The organism is Agrococcus sp. Marseille-P2731 (assembly GCF_900117395.1).
Classification (GTDB): Bacteria; Actinomycetota; Actinomycetes; order Actinomycetales; family Microbacteriaceae; genus Agrococcus.
In genome coordinates, this window is sequence record NZ_FPEG01000001.1 from 431,500 (window position 1) to 446,327 (window position 14,828).

A 14,828-nucleotide genomic window follows, 5' to 3' on the forward strand; every position below is an offset into this window, starting at 1 on the left:
TCGTGTTCGACAGCGCCCCCCGCCTCTCCCACGGCGACGTCACCATCCGGGGCATCAAGCTGCGGGACGCGAAGACCCTCGAGACCGAGCTGCAGGTCAACCGGCCGTGGCTCGAGCGCTGGGAGGCGACGCTGCCGGGCACGCGGCCGAGCGGGCGCTTCGACACGCGCTCGTCGATCCGCTCGCTGCTCGACGCCGATCGCGCCGGCACCGGCCTCGCCTTCGCGATCGAGGTCGACGGCGAGTTCGCCGGGCAGCTGAACGTCGCCGCGATCACGGGCGGGGCGCTCGCCTCGTCGACGCTCGGCTACTGGATCGCCCGGCGCTTCGCCGGCAGGGGAGCGACGACGACCGCGGTCGCGCTCGCGACCGACCACCTCATGCTCGGCATGGGGCTGCACCGCGTCGAGGTGTGCATCCGGCCCGAGAACGCCGCGAGCCTTCGCGTGGCCGAGAAGCTCGGCTTCCGCTACGAGGGCTGCCGCCGTCGCTACATCCACATCGACGGCGACTGGCGCGATCACCTGTGCTTCGCGCTCGTGCGGGAGGAGCTCGCCGAGCCGGTGCTCGACCGCTTCCTGGCGGGCCGTGTGCCGCCCTTCGACCGCTCGGTCTACCCGGTCGAGGTCGGCGGCGACCCTCGCGGTGCGACTTCGACCTGAGGGTGAGCGAATTGCCGCGCGGCCTCCGATGATCGGGCTGCGCGCGCCACTACCGTGCAGGACATGCCAGAGTTCGCAGGTCTCGGGACGTCGCTCCTCCTCATCGTCGCCGTCGTGCTCTGGATCGCGTACCTCGTGCCGGTCTGGACCCGCAAGCGCGAGTACCTCGCGACCGAGCGCAACGCGATCCGCCTGCAGCAGACGCTGCGCATCATGGCTGAGTCGGCAGAGGCTCCGGCAGAGGTGCAGATCGAGGCCGACTCGCGCACGGTCGCCGTGCAGCAGAAGGCGGTCGCCAAGGAGGCGCGCCTCAAGCAGGCCATGGAGCACGCGAAGGCCGTCGCCCGCGCACGTGAGCTCGACGAGCAGATCAAGGCGGTCGAGCGCGAGGTGCGCGCGGCCGTGAAGTCGAGCGTGTCGCGCGCGCAGCGCCTCCGCCGCACGCGCCTCGCCTGCTTCGCGCTCGTGCTGCTGGGCGTCGCCGCGGTCGTCGCCGGTGCACTGGTGCCGGGGCTGCAGGTGCTGCTGGCGCTGGGCGCCGCGGTGGCAGCGCTGAGCGTCGCGGGGCTCGTGGCCGTCAACGCGTCGGCGACGCGGATGCGTCGGGTCGCCGAGGCGACCGCACCCCGCGTGCACGATCTGGTCGAGGCGCGCGAGGTCGCCGCAGAGGCGGTCGCGACCGAGGCGCGCATGGCCGAGCAGGTCGTGGCGCGCAGCGCGCAGCGCACCGGCGAGGTCGTCGGCGCGGGCCGCGAGCTGCGCGCCGGCGCTCCGCAGCGCGCAGAGCACGGCGTGACGCAGCGCTCAGCCCACGATGCCGGCCAGCGCAACGCGCACGGCGCCGGTCGCGGCGCGGGGCAGCGCACCGACGAGGTGCTCGCCTCTCGCGCCTGGACGCCGCGCCCGCTGCCAGAGCAGCGCCTGCCTGCGCAGTACGAGCCGGCGCGGCACCCGAGCGACGACCTGCTCGCCCGGGCCCGCCGGCAGCTCGCCGAGGATCGCCGCGCGATCTCGGGCCCGCTCGCCCGCGTGACGCAGCTCGAGCCGAGCTTCGAGGACATCATCGGCGGCGATGAGCGCGCCGAGCTGACCGATCAGGAGCGCCGCCTCGCGCAGACCCAGCCGGCGCTGCCGATCCGCGAGCTGCAGCGCAGCCGGGGCGTGGCGGCCGCCGAGGCGCTCGACGTGCAGCGCGTCGCTGCCCCGATCGAGACGGCGCCCGACGAGCACCGCGTCGCGCCGCGAGCGGCCGAGCCGGCCGCCGCCGGTTCGAGGTTCGCATCGATGGGCGTCGTCGCCGACGACCTCTCCGGTGTCGACGTGGTCGCTGCCTTCCGCCGACGCGTGGGCTGACGCTTCGACACGGTGTGCGCTGCGCGCGCACCGGCTCAGCGGGCAGCTGCTTCCGAGCCGCTCCGCGCCGCAGGCGACTCGGCTGCTCCCTGAGCCGCTCCGCGCCGCAGGCGCCTCGGCTGCTTCCGAGCCGCTCCGCGCCGCAGGCGCCTCGGCTGCTCCCTGAGCCGTTCCGCGCCGCAGGCGCCTCGGCTGCTCCCTGAGCCGTTCCGCGCCGCAGGCGCAGAGCGTGTCGAAGGGGCGTGTCGAGGAGCGCGATTTCGCAGAACCCGGCCGCGTCGGATAGCATCATCCGGTCCGGGCCCGTGGCGCAGTTGGTAGCGCGTCTCGTTCGCAATGAGAAGGTCGGGGGTTCGATTCCCCCCGGGTCCACCCTCGGAGAGCCCCGCCTCGGCGGGGCTCTCCTGCTGCTCAGGACTGCGTGACCGCCGACGTGTCGACGCACACGACGGCCCGGTTGCCGTCCTGATCCGCGATCACCGTCAGCGCCGGCGCCTGGCTGTCGTCGACGACCGCGCCGCCCGCTGCCAGCGCCGCTGCGATCCGCCGTGGCGCGACCTCCGCCGCCACGTAGACCTCGACGTGGAAGCGCTGCCGCACCGCCGCATCTGACGTGCCTGCCGCATCCGCGGTCTCCACCGCATCCCCGAACCACAGGTTCGGCACCCGTCCCGACGCATCCCGGATCTCGTCGCTCGGCGACCCGTGCCCCTGCGAGGCGGGGTCCCCCGTCAGCAGGGCGGCCCACACCGGCGCGATGACCGCCGAGCGCGCGGTGTCGAGCCCGAGCTCGATGACGCTCACTGCCTCCGGGTCGGCTTCGAGCCCATGCTCGGCGGCGAGCTCGGTGATGCGGGAAGCGACGTCGAGGTCGAGCTGTGTCACCCAGGAGACGATGTGCTCGACCCCCGGCGCCTCGCGATAGACGGCGTCATCGCTGATCAGCTTGAGGTCGACGTAGCCCGGCCCGATCGCCACGATGGGGTGGTGGCCGAGCCCATCGCCGGCTTCGCCGATCGCCGCGACGAAGCGCGCGGCAGCAGCGAAGTCGTGCACCCGGTAGCGGGCGTGGAGGCCCTGGGCCAGCTTGCGCCAGTCGGTGAGCTCAGCGTCTGCGATCTTCGTGCCTGACAGCATGTCCATGTGCGGCAGCCTCTCGTCGCCGACACCGTCTCACGGCGCGGGCGCTCAGCGATAGGGCGTGAAGTCGAGCTCCTCGAACGCGACGACCTCGTTCGCCCAGCGGGTGGCGACGAACTCCTGGTGGTGCGGATGCGCGTCGTACGCCGCGTAGCTCGCCTCGTCGGCGAAGGTCATGGCGAACTGGAAGGCGTAGCCGCTCTTTTCGCTCGTCTGGCGGCTGACGGTGAAGTCCTCGACGCCCGGGATCGCCCGCAGCACCGCGGGGCCAGCGGTCAGGAAGTCGCGCTCCTCGTCGGAGCCGGGAGCGTGGGCGAGCGTGAAGGCGACGGTGTGACGGATCATGGGCTCAGGCTATCCGCGCAAGGTCGCGGCCGACCGCGCTCGATACCCTGGCCGGGTCCACCGACGCCGATGCAGGAGACGCACCCGATGAGCGCCAACCGCAAACGACGCCGAGCCGAACGACGGGTGAAGCCCGGCGACGGGCACCAGCTCAAGCCCTTCCGCTGGTGGCAGCTGCTCTCGCGCACGCTCTTCCACGCGCGGATGCGCGGAGAGACCGGTGCGGTCGAGACCTGGAGCGTCGACGTCGCGCTCTGGGGCGACAGCGATGGCGACGTCGCGGCGAAGCTCTATCGCGACGGCGTGAACCAGGCCGTCTCGAAGCTGCCAGCTGCCTTCCCGGTGCCGGGTGGTGCGATCGAGGTCGCGGCGAGCGGCTACGGGCTGCGCCGTTGCCACTTCGTGGACGAGGCCGGCAACGCGCGCCAGCTGACGCCCGACCCGGCGACGGCAGAGGGGCGGCGCCTGCGCCTGCACCGCACGCGTCCTGGCCTCAGCCGCACGATCGGCGCGCTCTCGGTGCTCGTGCTCCTCGTCGCGCTCGTGCTCGGCGTGCCGCAGCTCATCGAGCAGCTCACGAGCATCCCGCCGATCGCCGAGCGGATCGGCACCTTCGAGAGCCCGCTGCTCCTGCCCGCGTGGGCCAACGTCGCGCTCGTCGTGGGCGCGCTCGTCGCGAGCTCGGAGCGCGCGCTGCGGCTGCGCTACCACTGGCTGCTCGACGGGGGACTGTTCGAGGGCGAGGAGTAGCGGGCAGGATGGCCGCATGAGCGACGACTACAAGGTGGGCGACAAGGTCAGCTGGAACTCGGAGGGCGGCCGCGTCTCCGGCGAAGTGACGAAGGTGCACACGAGCGACTTCGAGTTCCTCGGTCGCACGCGCCGCGCGAGCGACGACGAGCCGCAGTACGAGGTGCAGAGCGACAAGACCGACGCGAAGGCCGCGCACAAGGGCTCGGCGCTCCGCAAGCGCTGACCGTTTCACGCCCTCCGGGCGTCGAAGCGCCGCCGGTACGACGAGGGCGTGGTGCCGAAGGCGGCCGCGAACGCCTGCCGGAAGGTCACGACGCTGCCGAACCCGCACTCGGCGGCGACGCGCTCGATCGGCGCATCGCTGGACTCGAGCATCCGCCGTGCTGCATCGAGCTGCTGCGCGCGGAGCCATGCGGCCGGGGTGGTGCCCGTCGTGGCTCGGAACGCGCGCAGGAACGTGCGCCGGCTCTGCTGCGCGCGACGCGCCAGGTCGTCGACGCGCAGCGGCTCGCCCAGGTGCTGCAGCGCCCACTCGAGCACGCCTGCGATCGGCCCCTCGGCGGAGCGCGCCGGCAGGGGCCGATCGATGAACTGCGCCTGACCGCCTTCGCGGTGCGGTGCGATCACGAGGCTCCGAGCGACGCGATTCGCCGCATCGGCACCCAGCCTGCGCCGCACGACGTGCAGGCAGGCATCGAGGCCGGAGGCCGTGCCCGCCGAGGTCAGCACGTCGCCGTGGTCGACGTAGAGCACCTGCTGGTCGAGCTCGACGTCGGGGTGCCGGCTCGCGAGCAGATCGGAGGCCTGCCAGTGCGTCACCGCTCGCCGGCCGGCCAGCAGCCCCGCGTCGGCCACCGGGATCGCGCCGAGGCAGAGGCCCACGACCACCGCTCCGCGTCGATGCGCGCGTGCGAGCGCCGCGGTGAGCCGTGCGCTGGTCTCGCGCCCGTCCTCATGCCAGGAGGGCAGCACGATCAGGTCGGCCTCCTCCATCGCGCGAAGACCCCGTGCGCCGCCCACCGTGAGCCCCTCCGCGGTGCGCACCGGTCCCGCCCGCTCGGCGAACACCTGCGTCTCCCACTCGGCGAGGCCCTGCCTCGCCACCTCGTCGAAGACCATCTGCGGCACCGAGAGGTGGAACATCGTCACCCCTGGGAACGCGTGGATCGCGATGCGCACACGTGCCTCCCGTGATTGGCCTGATCTCATCGTAGGGCGGCGTGCAGGCCACTGGTGCCGGTGAGGGTCGCGGGCGACGATGGAGGGAGGCCGCCGCACGGGCGGTCGACAGCCCAAGGAGCATGCCATGACCTCGCCTCGCCGCGCCCTCGTCGTCATCGACGTCCAGCAGGAGTACTTCGGCGGTCCGCTCGAGATCGGATACCCGGCGCACAGCGATTCGCTGCCGCGCATCGTGGGCGCGATCGACGCCGCGAACGCCGCGGGCGTCCCGGTCGCGGTGATCCAGCACACGGCGGGCGCCGGAGCGCCGGTCTTCGATCCGGAGGGGCCGCGCTTCGCCCTCCACCCCGCGGTCGAGGAGCGACGCACCGACCGATGGAAGTCGGTCGTCAAGCGCTTCGGATCGGTCTACGCGGACACCGACGTCGCGCAGTGGCTGCAGGAGCAGCAGGTCGACACCGTGACCCTCGTCGGCTACATGACCAACAACTGCGTGCTGGCCTCGGCCGTCGAGGGCGAGGGGCTCGGCCTGAAGACCGAGGTGCTCGCCGACGCGACCGGAGCGGTGCACCTCGCGAACCACGTCGGTGCTGTCGACGCGCAGACGGTCCACACCACGCTCATGACGCTCCTCGCCTCGAACTGGGCCGCGGTCGGCGCCGTCGAGGAGTGGGTGGCAGCGCTCGAGGCGGGCGAGCCGATGCGGCGCAGCGATCTCGGCAGCTCGGCCGTCGCCGGCGCCCAGCAGCACTAAACCCGCGTCGCCCCCGCATCCTTGTCGCGCAGGATCGCCGGCAGCACGATGTGCGCGTCGGGGATCATTCCGGGCGTCACGCGCTGGCGGAAGATCCAGTAGCTCCACGCCTGGTAGCCGAGGATGATCGGCAGGCTCACGGCCGCCACGATCGTCATCACGCCGAGCGTGTACGGGCTGTTCGCCGCGTTCATGAGCGTGAGGTCGAAGGCCGGGTCGACGGTCGAGGGCAGCAGGCGCGGGAACATGCCCGCGAAGACCGCCCCGCTGCCGAAGAGGCCGAACGCGGCGTAGCCGATGAACGCGAGCCCCTCCTTGCGGCGGCGCGCCTGCGCGAAGCCGAAGACCGCGCCGACGACCGCGAGGAGCACGAGCCCCCAGGAGAGCATCGAGCCGCCGTGCTCGAGCTGCACCCACACGGCCCAGATGGCCGCCGGCGCGAGGCACAACGGCGCCCACGTCGCGGCGAACCGCGCCGAGCGCTCGCGCACCGGGCCGTCGGCCTTCAGCGCCAGGAAGGTCGCCGAGTGCGCGAGCGCGAAGCCCACGACCGCGAGCCCACCGATGATCGCCGGCGCCCCGAGCCAGGCGAAGGGCCCGCCGACGCGGTCGCCGTTGCCGTCGATCGGCAGCCCGAGCGACGTGAGCGAGAGCATCGCGCCGACGCAGAACGCGGCGATGAGCGAGCCGAGGCCGATGCACGCCGTCCAGAGCGAGCGCCAGCGCTGCGTGTGCACCTTGCCGCGCCACTCGATGGCGACGGCGCGGATGATGAGGCCCACGAGCGCGAAGGTCAGCGGCACGTAGAGGGTCGAGAACAGCGAGGCGTACCACTCGGGGAACGCCGCGAAGGTGCCGGCGCCCGCGGTGATCAGCCACACCTCGTTGCCGTCCCAGACCGGCCCGATCGTGTTGAGCATGACGCGACGCTCGCGCTCATCGCGACTGCTGAACAGCATCCGCATGCCCACCCCGAGGTCGAAGCCCTCGAGCAGCAGGTAGCCGATCCACAGCACGGCGATCAGCACGAACCAGGTGATGGCGAGCGGTTCCATGGGTGCTCCTCGTCGCTGGGCTAGTAGGCGAACGACAGCACGTCGTCGCGGCGGCCGCGGCCGTCGGGGTCGTCGGATGCGTCGTGGTCGTCATCGTCGCCGCCGTGCCCACGGCCGTGGGCGGGGTCGAGCTCTGGCATCGCGCTCGCCACCCCGCCGCGCACATACCTCACGAGCAGCGTCAGCTCGACGACCATGAGCGCGGCGTAGATGGCGGTGAGCGTGATGACGGAGAAGAGCAGCTCGCCGACGGTGACACCGGGGGAGACGGCGGCAGCGGTGAACATGAAGACGCCGTCGATGCCGGAGGGGTCGGGGTTCGGGGCGACCACGAAGGGCTGGCGGCCGATCTCGGTGAAGATCCAGCCGGCGATGTTGCCGGCGAAGGGGGCGAGGATGCCGAGGATCGCGAGCCGCATGATCCAGTGCGAGGAGGGCACGGTGCCCTTGCGCGTCAGCCACAGCGCCACGAGCGCGCCGAAGGCCGTGATGCCACCCAGGCCGATCATGAGTCGGAAGCCCCAGTAGGTCACCCACATCGGCGGCACGTACTGCACCTCGCTGCCGGCGAAGGAGCCGTAGAGCGCCTCGTCGGGGATCGTCTCGCCGTACTGATCCTGGTAGACGGGCTCGAGGTCGGAGATGCCGGGCATGTCGGCGCCCCACTCGCCGGTGCCGAGGAAGCCGAGCAGGCCCGGCACCTCGATGAGCGTCACGACCTGCGTGCAGTCGGTGGTGCCCGGGTCGCCGAGCGACAGGATCGAGAACGACGAGCCGGTGTGGCAGGCGGCCTCGGCGGAGGCCATCTTCATCGGCTGCTGCTCGTACATGAGCTTGCCCTGCCAGTCGCCCGTCAGCGTGAGGCCGCCGAAGGCGACGATGCCGAGCACCGCGCCGAAGCGCAGCGACCAGAGCCACACGCCGTGGTCGGTGCGGTCGCGGCCGACGACGCTCGGTGCCTCGCCGACGACGACGCGGCCCGACGCATCCGTCGTGTCGATCTCGTCGTGGCGCCGCCGCCACAGGTGGTACCAGCTGATGCCGATCAGGAACATGCCGGCGACGATGAGGGCGCCGAAGATCGTGTGCGTGAAGGCGGCGAGCGCGGTGCTGTTGGTGAGCACCGCCCAGACGTCGGTCATGACGGGCCGGCCGTCGGGGCCGAGCTCGACGCCGACGGGGTGCTGCATCCACGAGTTCGCGACGATGATGAAGTAGGCCGAGAACCACGAGCCGATCACGGCGCACCACAGGGCCGCGAGGTGCAGGCCCTTGCGCAGGCGGCCCCAGCCGAAGATCCAGATGCCGATGAAGGTCGACTCGGCGAAGAACGCCAGCAGCCCCTCGAGCGCGAGCGGGGCGCCGAAGACGTCGCCGACGAAGCGCGAGTACTCGCTCCACGCCATGCCGAACTGGAACTCCTGCACGAGGCCGGTCGCGACGCCGAGGATGAAGTTGATCAGGAAGAGCTTGCCCCAGAACTTCACCATGCGGAGGAACCGCTCGTCGCCCGTGCGCACCCAGATCGTCTGCATGATGGCGATGACCATGCCGAGCCCGATCGTGAGCGGCACGAGCATGAAGTGGTAGACGGTCGTGATGCCGAACTGCCACCGTGCGATGTCCAGGACTTCCACGCGAGCACTCCTTCGCAGCGGGCGAGCGCTCCTCGGAGGGCTCCTGGCGGGGTGTCCGCCTGCTGCAATTCTACGGCATGTAGAACTAGTTCGACACCCGATAGAAGAAGTTCGTGGGGCGTAGAAGAAGTTCGACACCCGGTAGAATGGCGAGACGGATGGGTCGGCGCGCGTCGCGCGCTCGGCCCGCGAGGACTCGGAGGCAGTGATGGGAACGCTCGGTGAGCTGGAGCGCACGGTGATGGATGCCGTGTGGGATGCACCGGCGCAGCTGACGGCCTACGACGTGCAGGAGCAGCTCGAGGGCAGCGGTCGCACGCTCGCCGCGACGACGCTGCTGACCGTGCTCTCGCGCCTCGAGAAGAAGGGCTTCGTCGCCTCGGATCGCTCGGTGCGCCCCTACCGCTATGCCGCTGTGGGCTCGCGCGCCGATCATGTCGCCGAGCTCATGCACTCGGTGCTGGGGGAGTCGCGCGACCGCACGGCGGTGCTCGAGCGCTTCGTCGGCAGCGTCTCGAGCGAGGACGCCGAGCTGCTGCGCTCGCTGCTGCGCGACGGAAGCTGAGCCGAGCCATGCCGCTCGACGGCGCGCTCGTGATCCCGCACGTGGCACTCGTGTGGGCGGCGGCGCTGCTGTGGCTCGCGTCGCTGCTGCTCGCCTGGCCGGTGCCCGTGTGGCTGTCGCGCGCCGAGTGGCCGATGCGCTCGCCCGTGCTCGCGCTGCTCGTGTGGCAGGGCGTGGGCCTCGCCGGAGGCTTCGCGATGATCGGCGCGCTCGCGCTCACCGGCCTCGCGGCCGCGCCGGCGCTGCCGGAGCGCCTCGCGCATCCGTGGGTCGTGCTGCTGCCTGCGCTGCTCTTCGCCGTCTACCTGCTCACGCACCTGGGCGTCACGATCGTGCAGGTCACGCGCCAGCGGCATCGCCACCTGAGCCTGCTCGACCTGCTGAGCGCACCGCATCCGACCCGCGCCCGCACACGGGTGCTCGACGACGCGGTGCCCGTGGCCTACTGCCTGCCGCGCGGGGCCGGCTCGGTGACGGTGCTGTCGCAGGGGCTGCTCGACCGGCTCGACGCCGACGAGCTGGTCGCGGTGATCGCGCACGAGCGGGCGCACGTCGAGCAGCGGCACGACATCCTGCTGCTGGCGTTCCGGGCCTGGCGGTCGGCGCTGCCGTGGTTCCCGGTCGCGGCGCTCGCGGATGCCGAGGTCGCTGCGCTCGTCGAGATGCTGGCCGACGATCACGCGCGGCGCGAGGTGCGCGACGAGGTGCTCGCGCGAGCGATCCTGCAGGTCGGTGCGAGCGGTGTGCCCGGGGCGGAGCGCGACGCGGCGGGCTCGAGCCGGGGCAGCGACCGCTTCCGGCGCCTCGTGGCGTAGGCGCGCGGGACGCTCGACCGGCTGGGTGGTGCGCGGAGGGCTGTGGGGGCTCGGCGTGCCGCATGGCCGGTTCAGCGTCGGGAGCCGGGCGGGTCAGCGAGCCTGCGCCGCCGCGGCCTTGTGGGCGGGTGGGGCGACGCTCAACCGGCTGGGCGGTGCGCGGAGCGCTGTGGGGGCTCGGCGTGCCGCATGGCCGGTTGAGCGTCAAGAGCCGGGCGGGTCAGCGCAGCCGCACCACCGCATCCGTCGCGTGCCGGTCGTCGGCGCGGTGCGAGACGAGCAGCACCACGCGGTCGGCGGTGGCGGCCCGCACGTCGGCCATCATGGCGGATGCGGTGGGCGCGTCGAGGTGCGCCGTCGGCTCGTCGAGCAGGATGAGATCGGCGCGCGTGAGCAGCGCGCGGGCGACGGCCAGTCGCTGGCGCTCGCCGCCCGAGAGCGCGGAGCCTCCGGCGCCGACGCGGGTGTCGAGACCGTCGGCGAGGGTGTCGAGCAGCGTGGCCAGCCCGGCGCGCTCGAGCGCGGCGCGCAGCTCGGCGTCGTCTGCGGCGTCGTCGCGCGCGCGGGCGAGCTGCAGGTTGCCACGCAGGGTCGAGTCGAAGACGTAGGCATCCTGCGGGCACCACGCGACGCGCGAGCGCCAGGCCCGCTCGTCGAGGTGGGTGATCGGTGTCGCGCCGCCGTCGCCACTGATCCTGATCTCGCCCCGCTCGACCGGCAGCGCCCCCATCACGGTCGAGAGCAGCGTCGACTTGCCAGAGCCCGACGGGCCCTCGAGCACGAGCCAGCGCTGCGTCGACGCCGCGCCTGAGACGCCCTCGACGGCTGGCGCCGACATGCCGGGGTAGCGCACGGCGACGTCGTCGAGCTCGGCCCGCGTGACGGGGGATGCGGGGGTCGCCTCGCCCCACGCCGGCTGCGGCGCGGGGCGGAGGACCGGACCGAGGCGTGCGAGGACGGCGCGCATGGCGGGGATGCGGTGCACGGCGGTGACGAGGTCGGTGAGCGGCTCGAGCAGGGCGAGGCAGAGGAGCGCGATGACGGCGGCACCCTCGCCGGAGAGTCCGGGCGGCAGCACCGAGGAGAGCACCGGCACGAGCACGGCGAGCGTCGTGACGGCAGCGGTGACGACAGCGGTGCCGAGGCCCGCCGCCCAGGCGGCGCGGCGCTCGGCGCTCGCGAGCCGTCCTGCAGCTGCGTCGAGCCGAGCGAGGGCGCTCTCGGCGACGCCGTTGCCGCGCAGGTCGGCGGCCGAGGCGGCCAGGGCGGCAGTGCCGCGCACGAGCTCGGAGCGCGCACCGATGCGCTCGGCGGCAGCGCCGCGCTCGGAGGCGATCGCGACGGCCGCCGCGACGGCGGTGGCGAGCACGAGCACGATCGCGACGAACGCCGTGAGCTGCGGCGCGACGAAGCCGGTGGTGGTGACGGTGCCGGCGATCACGACGACGCCGACCGCGATGGGCGGCAGCGTGCGCGGCAGCTGGTCGCGCAGCTCGTCGGCGAGCGTCACGAGGTAGTCGAGGGGCGCGCCGCCCTCGAGCAGGCGGCGCGAGCCGGCGCCGCGCGCCGCGATCGAGCGCCACAGCCGCAGCCGCAGCGCGTCGACCACCGTGAACGCCGCGTCGTGCGTGATGAGCCGATCGGCATAGCGGCCCACCGAGCGGAAGATCCCGAACGCCCGCACCCCGACGATCGCCACCATCAGCACCATGATGTGCTCCTCGATGGTCGCGCGCACGATCAGCCAGCCCGAGACCGCCGTGAGCGCGAGGCCCATCGAGACGGCGATGGCGGCGAGCGAGATCGAGGCGAGCCAGCGGGGGAGGTGCGGGCGTTCGGGATCTTCCGCTCGGTGGGCCGCTATGCCGATCGGCTCATCACCGACTGCGTCGGCGCGCTCCTCGACCGGCGGGATGACTGCGTCGGCGCGCTCCTCGACCGGCGGGATGACTGCGTCGGCGCGCTCCTCGACCGGCGGGGCGGGGGCGACGGGGATGGTCAGCGTCGCGAGGGCCGTCGTCTCTGGCTCGTGGCTGGCCAGCACCACGACGGCGCGCTCGGAGCGGCGCACGATCGCGGCGCGCACGAGGTCGGCGGATGCGCGGTCGAGATGCGCGGTCGGCTCGTCGAGCACGAGCAGGGTCGCGCCGGCGTCCGAGCGGGCGAGCGCTCTCGCGACGGCGAGCCGCCGCAGCTCGCCGGGGCTCAGCTCGGCGACGGCGCTGTCGGCGACGCGACGCAGCCCCAGCTCGTCGAGCGCGGAGAGCGGGTCGGCACCGTAGAGCGCCAGCTCGGCGCGGGGCGTGGTCTCGAACGCGCGCGGTGCTTGCGGGGCCCAGGCCACCGCATCCGCCTGCACGCCCGTGATGCGGCCGCCGATCTCAGCGTCGTCGGGCAGGGCTCCCGTGAGGGCGGCGAGCAGGGTCGACTTGCCGGCGCCGGACGGGCCGGCGATGGAGACGATGCCGGTGAGGTCGGCGGTGACGGGCGCGAGCGCGGGGGTGTCGCGCCCGGGGTAGCGGACGGTGAGGGCGTGCAGGCGGATGGGGGTGGTCTCGAGACGCGTGCCTGCGGCGCGCTCCTCGACCAGCGGGTGGGCGCGCTCCTCGACCGGCGGGTGGGCGCGCTCCTCGACCGGCGGGTGGGCGCGCACGTCGGCGCGCGCCGGGCGGTCGATGATCGCCTGCGAGCGGTCGAGGGCGGCGAGGCCATCTTGCGAGGCGTGGAAGGCCGTGCCGACCTGGCGCAGCGCGTTGAACGCCTCGGGCGCGAGGATCAGCGCGAGCAGGGCAGGCTCGAGCGTCATGGTGCCGTTCAGCAGTCGCAGTCCGAGGAAGACCGCGACGATCGCGACCGAGATCGTGGCGATCAGCTCGAGCGCCAGCGCCGAGAGGAACGCCCACCGCAGCGTCTGCTGGGTGCGCTCGCGGTAGCCGCGCTGCAGCTGCTCCAGCGCCTTCGCCTGCTCGTCGACGCGCGCGAGCCCGACGAGCACGGGAAGTCCCCGGGCGAGCTCGGCCAGGTGGTCGGCGAGCCGGGTGAGGGCCCCGAGCGCCTCGTCGGTGCGCTGCTGCGTGTGCTTGCCGATCAGCACCATGAAGAAGGGGATGAGCGGAACGGTGAGCACGATGATGAGCGCGCTCACCCAGTCGGCGCCGAGGATGCGGATGCCGACGAGGATCGGCACGACCGCCGCAGCGATGACCGCCGGGATGGTCTGCACGTAGTAGTCGTCGAGGTCGTCGAGGCCGTCAGCGGCGAGGACGGCGGTGCCGCCGCCGGTGATGGTGCCGCTGGCCCTCCCGGTCGCGGCGTCAGCTCGGTCGCCGGTCACGATCTGCCGCCACAGCCGCCCGCGGATGCCGCGCTTGACATCGGTGGCGATGCGTCGCGCGAGCACGGAGGTGCCCCACTCGGCACCGGCCCGCAGCAGTGCGCCGGCGATGCCGAGGGCCACCACGAGGCGGATCACCTCCGCGCTGAGCCCGAAGCCGGTCTGGGCGCTCGCGTCGGCCGCGGCGAGCCCCGCGATGCCCCGCGCGATCGCCTCGGCGATCAGCACGAGACCGGCAGCGCGCAGGGCCGAGAGCACTCCGAGCACATAGATGCGGATGCGCGGCACGGGCCCGAGCGCGGGCCTGCGGAAGCCGGGTGCAGCCGCGGTGCGCTCCGCTTCGATCACCCACGGGTCGCGGCTCGGCTGCTGCGCTGCGATCTGGTCGACGGGAGTCTCGGACCGAGGGCGACGCACGCATCCATCGTCTCACCCGAGACTATGCGCCTCCCCCCCCTCGCCAAGAGTGATGTATCGATGTTTGCGTGCTGATGCTATGGTGCCGCCATGCGCACGACCGTGAACATCGATGCCGAGCTGCTGGCCGCGGCGAAGCTGCGCGCCGCGAGCACGCATCAGACGATCGGAGCGGTGATCGAGGACGCCCTGCGCCGCGCGCTGCGGGAGCAGGGCGCGTCGAGCGAACCTGCCGAGCTTCCGGACTTCGGGTACAGCGGGGGGCTGATGCCGGGCGTCGACCTCCACGACCGGGATGCGATGGCTGCGATCCTCGGCGAGCAGAGCCGCTGACGTGCTGTTCCTCGACGTCAACGTGCTGGTGGGCGCGCAGCGCGCTGATGATGCGCCGCACAGCAAGCCCATGCGCGCGTGGCTCGAGGGAGCGCTGGCCGGTCACGAGGCGATCGGCGTGAGCGAGCTCGCGCTGAGCGCGATGGTTCGCATCGTCACTCATCCGCGTGTCTTCGAGCAGCCGTCGACGCCGGCGCAGGCGCTCGCGTTCGCCGAAGCCCTGCTTGCATCGCCCCAGGTCGTGGTCGTCCGCCCCGGCGCTCGGCACTGGCAGATATTCAGCGAGCTGGTGGCCGAGCGCCGCCTGCGGGGCAACGACGTGCCAGATGCCTACTACGCCGCCGTCGCGCTCGAGCAGGGCGCCACCGTCGTGACGGCTGATCGCGGCTTCGCCAGATACGACGTCCGCACCCTCGACCCCACGGCGGGCTGAACCGACGCTCGTGCGAAGCCGCCAGGCGGACGCTTCCGCGCGAGCGCTCC

Annotated in this window: 15 protein-coding genes and 1 tRNA gene; 10 read left to right on the plus strand and 6 right to left on the minus strand. The window is 73.0% G+C overall.

Annotation, left to right across the window (positions count from 1 at the left end):
• Positions 1-2: 2 nt before the first annotated feature.
• The 3 genes from BQ6202_RS02210 (at position 3) to BQ6202_RS02220 (ending at position 2,387) form a co-directional block, all read left to right on the plus strand.
• Positions 3-662 carry a GNAT family N-acetyltransferase gene (locus tag BQ6202_RS02210; protein WP_072312844.1) on the plus strand — a complete coding sequence of 220 codons (660 nt, stop codon included), beginning with the start codon at positions 3-5 and terminating at the stop codon, positions 660-662.
• A 63-nt stretch (positions 663-725) separates the two neighbouring features.
• A complete protein-coding gene (locus tag BQ6202_RS02215; RefSeq protein ID WP_072312845.1) occupies positions 726-2,015 on the plus strand; it encodes a hypothetical protein in 1,290 nt (429 codons plus the stop codon).
• Positions 2,016-2,314: 299 nt separating this feature from the next.
• A tRNA-Ala gene (locus tag BQ6202_RS02220) sits at positions 2,315-2,387 on the plus strand.
• A gap of 39 nt (positions 2,388-2,426) precedes the next feature.
• On the opposite strand, the gene BQ6202_RS02225 is transcribed toward BQ6202_RS02220, so the two are convergent.
• Both BQ6202_RS02225 and BQ6202_RS02230 read right to left on the minus strand, forming a co-directional pair.
• A complete protein-coding gene (locus tag BQ6202_RS02225; RefSeq protein WP_072312846.1) occupies positions 2,427-3,158 on the minus strand; it encodes a 4a-hydroxytetrahydrobiopterin dehydratase in 732 nt (243 codons plus the stop codon).
• Between the two features lie 45 nt (positions 3,159-3,203).
• Positions 3,204-3,500, minus strand: a complete 297-nt coding sequence (locus BQ6202_RS02230; RefSeq protein ID WP_072312847.1) for a Dabb family protein — start codon at positions 3,498-3,500, stop codon at positions 3,204-3,206.
• A gap of 87 nt (positions 3,501-3,587) precedes the next feature.
• On the opposite strand from BQ6202_RS02230, the gene BQ6202_RS02235 reads away from it, so the two are divergent.
• Entirely contained in the window at positions 3,588-4,250 is a 663-nt protein-coding gene (locus tag BQ6202_RS02235; protein ID WP_072313163.1) for a hypothetical protein, read from the plus strand.
• Positions 4,251-4,266: 16 nt separating this feature from the next.
• Positions 4,267-4,476 (plus strand): hypervirulence associated TUDOR domain-containing protein, encoded by a 210-nt coding sequence (locus tag BQ6202_RS02240; protein WP_072312848.1) that lies wholly within the window; start codon positions 4,267-4,269, stop codon positions 4,474-4,476.
• Between the two features lie 5 nt (positions 4,477-4,481).
• On the opposite strand, the gene BQ6202_RS02245 is transcribed toward BQ6202_RS02240, so the two are convergent.
• Positions 4,482-5,432 (minus strand): GlxA family transcriptional regulator, encoded by a 951-nt coding sequence (locus BQ6202_RS02245; protein WP_200792177.1) that lies wholly within the window; start codon positions 5,430-5,432, stop codon positions 4,482-4,484.
• A gap of 127 nt (positions 5,433-5,559) precedes the next feature.
• Between BQ6202_RS02245 and BQ6202_RS02250 the strand changes: the two genes are divergently transcribed.
• On the plus strand, positions 5,560-6,189 hold the full coding sequence (locus tag BQ6202_RS02250) for an isochorismatase family protein (RefSeq protein ID WP_072312850.1): 630 nt from the start codon (positions 5,560-5,562) through the stop codon (positions 6,187-6,189).
• On the opposite strand, the gene cydB is transcribed toward BQ6202_RS02250, so the two are convergent.
• Together cydB and BQ6202_RS02260 are read right to left on the minus strand one after the other, a co-directional pair.
• Positions 6,186-7,244, minus strand: a complete 1,059-nt coding sequence (cydB, locus tag BQ6202_RS02255; RefSeq protein ID WP_072312851.1) for a cytochrome d ubiquinol oxidase subunit II — start codon at positions 7,242-7,244, stop codon at positions 6,186-6,188. The two genes, BQ6202_RS02250 and cydB, sit on opposite strands and share 4 nt — an antisense overlap.
• Before the next feature lie 20 nt (positions 7,245-7,264).
• Positions 7,265-8,881, minus strand: a complete 1,617-nt coding sequence (locus BQ6202_RS02260) for a cytochrome ubiquinol oxidase subunit I (RefSeq protein WP_072312852.1) — start codon at positions 8,879-8,881, stop codon at positions 7,265-7,267.
• Positions 8,882-9,089: 208 nt separating this feature from the next.
• Here BQ6202_RS02260 and BQ6202_RS02265 point away from each other — a divergent pair, with 208 nt between their 5' ends.
• Complete coding sequence (locus BQ6202_RS02265) at positions 9,090-9,446, plus strand: BlaI/MecI/CopY family transcriptional regulator (protein ID WP_072312853.1); 357 nt, start codon at positions 9,090-9,092, stop codon at positions 9,444-9,446.
• Between the two features lie 8 nt (positions 9,447-9,454).
• Positions 9,455-10,261, plus strand: coding sequence for a M56 family metallopeptidase (locus BQ6202_RS02270; protein ID WP_072312854.1), 807 nt, complete (start codon positions 9,455-9,457; stop codon positions 10,259-10,261).
• 220 nt (positions 10,262-10,481) lie between these two features.
• Here BQ6202_RS02270 and cydC read toward each other — a convergent pair whose 3' ends face one another.
• The gene (cydC, locus tag BQ6202_RS02275) at positions 10,482-14,012 is read right to left on the minus strand and encodes a thiol reductant ABC exporter subunit CydC (protein WP_083586807.1); all 3,531 of its coding nucleotides are present in this window, start codon (positions 14,010-14,012) and stop codon (positions 10,482-10,484) included.
• A gap of 90 nt (positions 14,013-14,102) precedes the next feature.
• On the opposite strand from cydC, the gene BQ6202_RS02280 reads away from it, so the two are divergent.
• Together BQ6202_RS02280 and BQ6202_RS02285 are read left to right on the plus strand one after the other, a co-directional pair.
• Positions 14,103-14,345: a hypothetical protein gene (locus tag BQ6202_RS02280; RefSeq protein WP_072312855.1), complete on the plus strand. Its 243-nt coding sequence runs from the start codon at positions 14,103-14,105 to the stop codon at positions 14,343-14,345.
• Position 14,346: 1 nt separating this feature from the next.
• On the plus strand, positions 14,347-14,778 hold the full coding sequence (locus BQ6202_RS02285) for a TA system VapC family ribonuclease toxin (protein ID WP_072312856.1): 432 nt from the start codon (positions 14,347-14,349) through the stop codon (positions 14,776-14,778).
• Positions 14,779-14,828: the final 50 nt, after the last annotated feature.

Coding starts and splice junctions, on each gene's coding strand:
- BQ6202_RS02230 (WP_072312847.1), bottom strand. CDS start 3,500: ATGATCCGTCACACCGTCGCCTTCACGCTCGCCCACGCTCCCGGCTCC.
- BQ6202_RS02265 (WP_072312853.1), top strand. CDS start 9,090: ATGGGAACGCTCGGTGAGCTGGAGCGCACGGTGATGGATGCCGTGTGG.
- BQ6202_RS02280 (WP_072312855.1), top strand. CDS start 14,103: ATGCGCACGACCGTGAACATCGATGCCGAGCTGCTGGCCGCGGCGAAG.
- BQ6202_RS02235 (WP_072313163.1), top strand. CDS start 3,588: ATGAGCGCCAACCGCAAACGACGCCGAGCCGAACGACGGGTGAAGCCC.
- BQ6202_RS02250 (WP_072312850.1), top strand. CDS start 5,560: ATGACCTCGCCTCGCCGCGCCCTCGTCGTCATCGACGTCCAGCAGGAG.
- cydB (WP_072312851.1), bottom strand. CDS start 7,244: ATGGAACCGCTCGCCATCACCTGGTTCGTGCTGATCGCCGTGCTGTGG.
- BQ6202_RS02270 (WP_072312854.1), top strand. CDS start 9,455: ATGCCGCTCGACGGCGCGCTCGTGATCCCGCACGTGGCACTCGTGTGG.
- BQ6202_RS02240 (WP_072312848.1), top strand. CDS start 4,267: ATGAGCGACGACTACAAGGTGGGCGACAAGGTCAGCTGGAACTCGGAG.
- BQ6202_RS02215 (WP_072312845.1), top strand. CDS start 726: ATGCCAGAGTTCGCAGGTCTCGGGACGTCGCTCCTCCTCATCGTCGCC.
- BQ6202_RS02225 (WP_072312846.1), bottom strand. CDS start 3,158: ATGGACATGCTGTCAGGCACGAAGATCGCAGACGCTGAGCTCACCGAC.